5 protein-coding genes are annotated in these 6,921 nt (G+C 62.2%); 1 reads left to right on the top strand and 4 read right to left on the bottom strand.

Annotated features, from left to right (window positions below; all coding sequences use genetic code 11):
- The 4 genes from F8N49_RS23775 to F8N49_RS23760 form a co-directional block, all read right to left on the bottom strand.
- A partial coding sequence (locus tag F8N49_RS23775) for an acetyl/propionyl/methylcrotonyl-CoA carboxylase subunit alpha (RefSeq protein WP_151552829.1) occupies window positions 1–1,017 on the bottom strand: 1,017 nt, incomplete at its 3' end.
- Window positions 1,017–1,829, bottom strand: coding sequence for a gamma-carboxygeranoyl-CoA hydratase (locus tag F8N49_RS23770; protein WP_016775313.1), 813 nt, complete (start codon window positions 1,827–1,829; stop codon window positions 1,017–1,019). The genes F8N49_RS23770 and F8N49_RS23775, both read right to left, overlap by 1 nt.
- A 13-nt stretch (window positions 1,830–1,842) precedes the next feature.
- On the bottom strand, window positions 1,843–3,447 hold the full coding sequence (locus tag F8N49_RS23765) for a carboxyl transferase domain-containing protein (RefSeq protein WP_151552827.1): 1,605 nt from the start codon (window positions 3,445–3,447) through the stop codon (window positions 1,843–1,845).
- A gap of 107 nt (window positions 3,448–3,554) precedes the next feature.
- The gene (locus F8N49_RS23760) at window positions 3,555–4,718 is read right to left on the bottom strand and encodes an isovaleryl-CoA dehydrogenase (RefSeq protein WP_122747003.1); all 1,164 of its coding nucleotides are present in this window, start codon (window positions 4,716–4,718) and stop codon (window positions 3,555–3,557) included.
- A 300-nt stretch (window positions 4,719–5,018) separates the two neighbouring features.
- Between F8N49_RS23760 and F8N49_RS23755 the strand changes: the two genes are divergently transcribed.
- Window positions 5,019–6,716, top strand: a complete 1,698-nt coding sequence (locus F8N49_RS23755) for an AMP-binding protein (RefSeq protein ID WP_151552825.1) — start codon at window positions 5,019–5,021, stop codon at window positions 6,714–6,716.
- Window positions 6,717–6,921 lie beyond the last annotated feature (205 nt).

Below are 6,921 nucleotides of genomic sequence, written 5' to 3'. Positions count from 1 at the left end.
GATCGCGTGACCATTGAGCGGTACCTGCGCCTGGGTGATCGGCAGCGCTTCCCCACGGGCGACGCGAATCTGCCAGGCGACCAGATCCAGTCCGGTGATTGCTTCGGTTACCGGGTGCTCGACTTGCAGCCGCGTGTTCATCTCCATGAAGAAAAACTCGCCGCGCGCATCCAGCAAAAACTCCACGGTGCCGGCGCCGACATAACCGATTGCCTGCGCCGAACGCACAGCCGCTTCGCCCATCGCCCGGCGCAACTCGGGCGTCAGACCCGGCGCCGGGGCTTCTTCGACGACTTTCTGGTGCCGACGCTGGATCGAGCAGTCGCGCTCGTTGAGGTAGAGGCAGTTGCCGTGCTGATCGGCGAACACCTGAATCTCCACATGACGTGGCTTGAGCAGATACTTTTCCACCAGCATCCGCGAATCGCCAAACGACGATTGCGCTTCGCGCTGCGCCGAGGCGAGGGCTTCAGCGAGTTGGCTGACATCCTCGACGACTTTCATGCCTTTGCCGCCACCACCCGCAGTGGCCTTGAGCAGCACCGGATAACCAATGCGTTCGCAGGCTTCGCGGAAGGTGTCGAGGTCCTGCGCTTCGCCGTGATAGCCCGGCACCAGTGGCACGCCGGCCTTTTCCATCAGCGCCTTGGCGGCGGATTTGCTGCCCATCGCATCGATGGCCGCGGCGGGCGGGCCGAGGAAGATCAGCCCGGCGGCTTCGATGGCGCGGGCGAATCCAGCGTTTTCCGAGAGAAAACCGTAGCCGGGATGAATCGCCTGGGCACCGCTGGCCTTGGCGGCGGCGATCAACTTGTCGATTTGCAGATAACTCTCGGCAGCCTTGCTGCCGCCCAGATCCACGCGGATATCGGCTTCACGGCTGTGCCGCGCATCGCGGTCGGTGGCGCTGTGCACGGCGACGGTGGTCAGGCCCAAAGCCTTGGCGGTGCGCATCACGCGGCAGGCGATTTCGCCGCGGTTGGCCACCAGCAGGGTGGTAATCACAGGTGCGCTCATCAACGCGACTCCTTGGTGGATGCGGCTTGCCAGTTCGGTGGGCGTTTTTGCAGAAAGGCGCGCAAGCCTTCCTGGCCTTCAGGGCTGACGCGAATCCGCGCGATGGCATTTTCGGTGTAGCGGCGCAGGGCCGGGGTCAGCGCGCCGTTGCCGACTTCACGCAGCAAGTCCTTGCTGGCGCGCATGGCGGCGGGGCTGTTGAGCAACAGGTTGTCGATCCACTGTTCGACCTGTTGCTCCAGTTCAGCCGCAGGATAGCTTTCGGCGAGCAAGCCGATCTCCCGCGCCCGCTGCCCGCTGAAGCGCTCGGCCGTCAGCGCATAGCGCCGCGCCGCACGCTCACCGATCGCCTGCACCACGAACGGGCTGATCACGGCCGGTGCCAGGCCGATGCGCACTTCCGACAGGCAGAACTGCGCGTCATCGGCGCCGATCGCCATGTCACAGCAACTGATCAAGCCCAGCGCGCCACCAAACGCCGCGCCCTGAACCACAGCCAGAGTGGGGATTTTCAGTTTGGCGAGGTTGTACATCAGCTCGGCCAGCTCGCGGGCATCGTCGAGGTTGGTGTGGTAATCGAGTTCCGCTGATTGCTGCATCCACGCCAGGTCAGCGCCGGCACTGAAGTGCTTGCCGCGCCCGCGCAGCAGCAGGAAGCGCAGGCTCGAATCGCTGGCGACCTTGTCGAGAGCGAGGATCAGTTCGCGGATCATCTCGGCGTTGAAGGCGTTGTTTTTCTCGGCGCGATTGAGCCACAGCGTCGCGAAACCGCGTGGGTCGTTTTGCAGTTCGAGGGTATTGAAGTCGTTCATCAGATTCTCCCCATCACATCCGGAACACGCCGAAGCGGCTCGGTTCGATTGGCGCGTTCAGCGACGCGGACAAGGCCAGGGCCAGTACGTCGCGGGTCTGCGCCGGATCGATGACGCCGTCGTCCCACAGCCGCGCGCTGGAGTAGTAGGGGTGACCCTGTTCTTCGTATTGGTCGAGAATCGGCTGCTTGATCTCGGTCTCCTGCTCGGCGCTGAACGCCTGACCGCTGCGTTCGGCCTGTTCGCGCTTGACCTGCACCAGCACGCCGGCGGCCTGTTCGGCGCCCATCACGCCGATCCGCGCGTTCGGCCACATCCACAAAAAACGCGGGTCGTAAGCGCGACCGCACATGCCGTAGTTGCCGGCACCGAAACTGCCGCCAATGATCACGGTGAATTTCGGCACCTTGGCGCAGGCCACCGCGGTCACCAGTTTCGCGCCGTGTTTGGCGATGCCGCCGGCCTCGTATTTCTGGCCGACCATGAAACCGGTGATGTTCTGCAGAAACAGCAGCGGGATGCCGCGCTGGCAGGCCAGTTCGATGAAGTGCGCGCCTTTCTGCGCGGCTTCGGCGAAGAGGATGCCGTTGTTCGCCAGAATCGCGATCGGGTAGCCGTGCAAGTGCGCGAAACCGCAGACCAGCGTGGTGCCGAACAGCGCTTTGAATTCATCGAACACCGAACCGTCGACCAGCCGCGTGATCACTTCGCGCACATCGAATGGCTGCTTGGCGTCAGCCGGAACCACGCCGTACAACTCGTCGCTGGCGTACAGCGGCGCAATCGGCGTGCGCTGCTGCACCTCGCCGAGCTTGCGCCAGTTGAGGTTGGCGACGCTGCGGCGGGCGAGGGCGAGGGCGTGTTCATCGTTCTCGGCGTAATGGTCGGCCACGCCGGAGGTCCTGCAGTGCACATCGGCGCCGCCCAGATCTTCGGCGCTGACCACTTCGCCGGTCGCGGCTTTCACCAGCGGCGGGCCGGCGAGGAAAATCGTCGCCTGGTTGCGCACCATGATCGCTTCGTCCGCCATCGCCGGCACATACGCACCGCCTGCGGTGCACGAGCCCATGACCACGGCGATCTGCGGGATGCCCATGGCGCTCATGTTGGCCTGATTGAAAAAGATCCGCCCAAAGTGCTCGCGGTCCGGAAACACTTCGTCCTGACGCGGCAGGTTGGCACCACCGGAATCCACCAGATAAATGCACGGCAGGCGATTCTGCTGGGCGATGGTCTGCGCACGCAGGTGCTTCTTCACGGTGAGCGGGTAATACGAGCCACCTTTCACCGTCGCATCGTTGGCGACGATCATGCATTCAACGCCTTCGACGCGGCCGATCCCGGCGATCACCCCGGCAGCCGGCACGTCTTCGCCATACACGGCGTGAGCCGCCAGTTGGCTGATTTCGAGAAACGGCGAGCCCGGATCGAGCAAGCGATTGATGCGCTCGCGCGGCAGCAATTTGCCCCGCGAGGTGTGGCGTTGCTGAGCTTTGACACCGCCACCCTGCGCCACTTGGGCGAGCAGGGTGTGCAGCGCGTCGACCTGTTTGAGCATCGCCGCGCTGTTGGTGGCGAACTCCGCTGAACGCGGGTTGAGCTGAGTGTGCAGAATCATGGGGCTTACTCCGTAAGCAGCTTCTAGCTACAAGCGGCAAGCTGCAAGTTGGGGCGAGAGCGTGGTTCTCTTGCAGCTTGTAGCTTGCGGCTTGCAGCTGACGAGATTCATTTCGTCTCGTTGAACAGTTCGCGGCCAATCAGCATGCGGCGGATCTCGCTGGTGCCGGCGCCGATTTCGTAGAGCTTGGCGTCGCGCAGCAGGCGGCCGGCGGGGAATTCGTTGATGTAGCCGTTGCCGCCGAGAATCTGGATCGCGTCGAGGGCCATTTGCGTGGCGCGTTCGGCGGTGTAGAGGATCACCCCGGCCGCGTCCTTGCGCGTGGTTTCGCCGCGCTCGCAGGCCTGGGCCACCGCGTACAGATAAGCGCGGCTGGCGTTGAGCTGGGTATACATGTCGGCGACTTTGCCCTGGATCAGCTGGAATTCGCCGATGCTCTGGCCGAACTGCTTGCGGTCGTGGATGTACGGCACGATCAGGTCCATGCACGACTGCATGATCCCGGTCGGGCCGCCGGAGAGCACCACGCGTTCGTAATCGAGGCCGCTCATCAGCACTTTCACGCCACCGTTGAGCACGCCGAGGATGTTCTCTTCCGGCACTTCGACGTCATCGAAAAACAACTCGCAGGTGTTGGAGCCGCGCATGCCGAGCTTGTCGAACTTGTTGCTGCGGCTGAAGCCTTTCCAGTCGCGTTCGACGATGAACGCGGTGATGCCGTGCGGGCCTTTTTCCAGATCGGTCTTGGCGTAGATCACGTAGGTGTTGGCGTCGGGGCCGTTGGTGATCCAGGTTTTGCTGCCGTTGAGGACGAAGCGGTCGCCACGTTTGTCGGCGCGCAGTTTCATCGAGACCACGTCGGAACCGGCGTTGGGCTCGCTCATCGCCAGGGCGCCGATGTGCTCGCCGCTGATCAGCTTCGGCAGGTATTTGCTTTTCTGTTCGTGATTGCCGTTGCGGTTGATCTGGTTGACGCAGAGGTTGGAGTGCGCGCCATAGGACAACGCCACCGACGCCGAGCCACGGCTGATTTCTTCCATCGCCACTACGTGGGCCAGATAACCCAGACCCGCGCCGCCGTACTCTTCCGGCACGGTGATGCCGAGCAGGCCCATGTCACCGAATTTGCGCCACATGTCGGCGGGGAACAGGTTGTCGTGATCGATCTGCGCGGCACGCGGGGCGATCTGATCGGCGACGAAGGACTGCACCTGATCGCGCAGCATGTCGATGGTTTCACCGAGGGCGAAATTCAGGGATGGATAGCTCATGTGGCACCTTTTGGCTTTTTTATCGGGTGGAGCGCACGACGAATCGGCGTTCAGCTTTACGTTAACGTAAAGCTTCCAGAGATCGACTGTCAATCGCCTTTACGTAAGCGTCAACTTGGGCGAGAGTAAGGGCAGTTCAGGATCAGATATCGGTTTGTTTCTGGTGGGAGCGAGCGTGCTCGCGAAAGCGCTGTATCAGTCGCCCCCAAGGCTCAATGACGCAGCGTATTCGCGAGCAGGCTCGCTCCCACAGGGATTCAAAACCGGGAAAACCCACTAATAAAGACAATAGGGGTCGTCATGGATCAACCCAGTGCAAACCCGCAGCGCAGCTACACCCGTGGCTCTCAGGACAAAGCCCTGCTGGCGATGACCATCGGTCAGCGCTTCGATCAGACTGTCGCGCAATACCCGGACGGCGAGGCGTTGGTGGTGCGCCATCAGCAGTTGCGTTACTCCTGGCGGCAACTGGCCGACGCGGTGGATGAGCAGGCCAGGGCCTTGCTCGCACTGGGCTTGCAGACCGGCGATCGCCTCGGCATCTGGGCGCCGAATTGCGCGCAGTGGTGCATTACCCAGTTCGCCACGGCGAAGATCGGCGTGATCCTGGTCAACATCAATCCGGCCTACCGCAGCTCCGAACTCGAGTACGTGCTCAAGCAATCCGGCTGTCAGTGGCTGGTCTGCGCCGGAGCGTTCAAAACCTCGAATTACCACGCAATGCTCCAGAGTCTGGCGCCAGAATTGGCCGAGCACGCCATCGGTAAGCTGCGCAGCGAACGCCTGCCGGAGCTGCGCGGCGTGATCAGCCTCGATGCCAATCCGCCGCCGGGTTTTCTGCCGTGGTCGCAGCTCAGCGATCTGGCCGTCAGCGTCTCGCCCGATCAATTGCGCGAACGCAGCGCCAGTCTGCATTTCGATCAACCGGTGAACATCCAGTACACCTCCGGCACCACCGGTTTCCCCAAGGGCGCGACCCTCAGTCACTACAACATTCTCAACAACGGCTACATGGTCGGCGAAAGCCTCGGCCTGACGACTGCCGATCGTCTGGTGATTCCGGTGCCGCTGTATCACTGCTTCGGCATGGTCATGGGCAACCTCGGTTGCGTCACCCATGGCAGCACGATGATCTACCCCAACGACGCTTTCGATCCGGCCCTGACCCTGCAAGCGGTGGCCGAAGAAAAAGCCACGGCGCTGTACGGTGTGCCGACCATGTTTATCGCCATGCTCGATCAGCCGCAGCGGCAGACCTTCGACCTGTCGAGCCTGCGCACCGGGATCATGGCCGGCGCCACCTGTCCGATTGAGGTCATGCGCCGGGTGATCAACGAAATGCACATGAGCGAAGTGCAGATCGCCTACGGCATGACCGAAACCAGTCCGGTGTCGCTGCAGACCGGGCCTGCTGATGAGCTGGAATTGCGTGTCACCACGGTCGGGCGCACCCAGCCGCAACTGGAAAGCAAGATCATCGACACCGCCGGCAACCTCGTGCCGCGCGGCACCATTGGCGAATTGTGCACGCGCGGTTACAGCGTGATGCTCGGTTACTGGAACAACCCGCAGGCCACCGCCGAAGCCATCGATGAGGCGGGGTGGATGCACACCGGCGACCTGGCGAGCATGAACGATGAGGGTTACGTCAACATCGCCGGGCGTAACAAAGACATGATCATTCGTGGCGGCGAGAACGTTTACCCCCGTGAGCTGGAGGAGTTCTTCTTCACCCATCCGGCGGTGGCCGACGTGCAGGTGATCGGTATTCCGTGCTCGCGCTACGGTGAGGAAATCGTCGCCTGGATCAAATTCCACCCCGGCCATAGCGCCTCGGAGCTGGAGCTGCAAACCTGGTGCAAGGAACGCATCGCCCATTTCAAGACACCGCGTTACTTCAAGTTCGTCGACGCGTTTCCGATGACGGTGACGGGCAAGATCCAGAAATTCAGGATGCGCGAGATCAGTATCGAGGAGCTGAAAATAACCGAGCGGTAACCTAAACCCTGTGGGAGCTGGCTTGCCAGCGATGGCGTCAGGTCAGCCAGCATCAATGTTGAATGTTCTACCGCAATCGCTGGCAAGCCAGCTCTCACAGGGATCGGGGGATTCAGGAATCACAGAAAGCACAAAGGGGAGCCGAAGCTCCCCTTTAATTTGTCGTTGCGTGCTCTTTTTATTATTGAGGGTCGGTCTGTTGTTG

Source organism: Pseudomonas sp. GXM4 (assembly GCF_008923895.1).
Classification (GTDB): Bacteria; Pseudomonadota; Gammaproteobacteria; order Pseudomonadales; family Pseudomonadaceae; genus Aquipseudomonas; species Aquipseudomonas atacamensis.
This window is presented reverse-complemented; position numbering and strand designations above follow the sequence as displayed.

What these genes read in the sequence shown, in the direction of transcription:
- F8N49_RS23770 (WP_016775313.1), bottom strand. Translation starts at nt 1,829, where the DNA reads ATGAACGACTTCAATACCCTCGAACTGCAAAACGACCCACGCGGTTTC.
- F8N49_RS23755 (WP_151552825.1), top strand. Translation starts at nt 5,019, where the DNA reads ATGGATCAACCCAGTGCAAACCCGCAGCGCAGCTACACCCGTGGCTCT.
- F8N49_RS23765 (WP_151552827.1), bottom strand. Translation starts at nt 3,447, where the DNA reads ATGATTCTGCACACTCAGCTCAACCCGCGTTCAGCGGAGTTCGCCACC.
- F8N49_RS23760 (WP_122747003.1), bottom strand. Translation starts at nt 4,718, where the DNA reads ATGAGCTATCCATCCCTGAATTTCGCCCTCGGTGAAACCATCGACATG.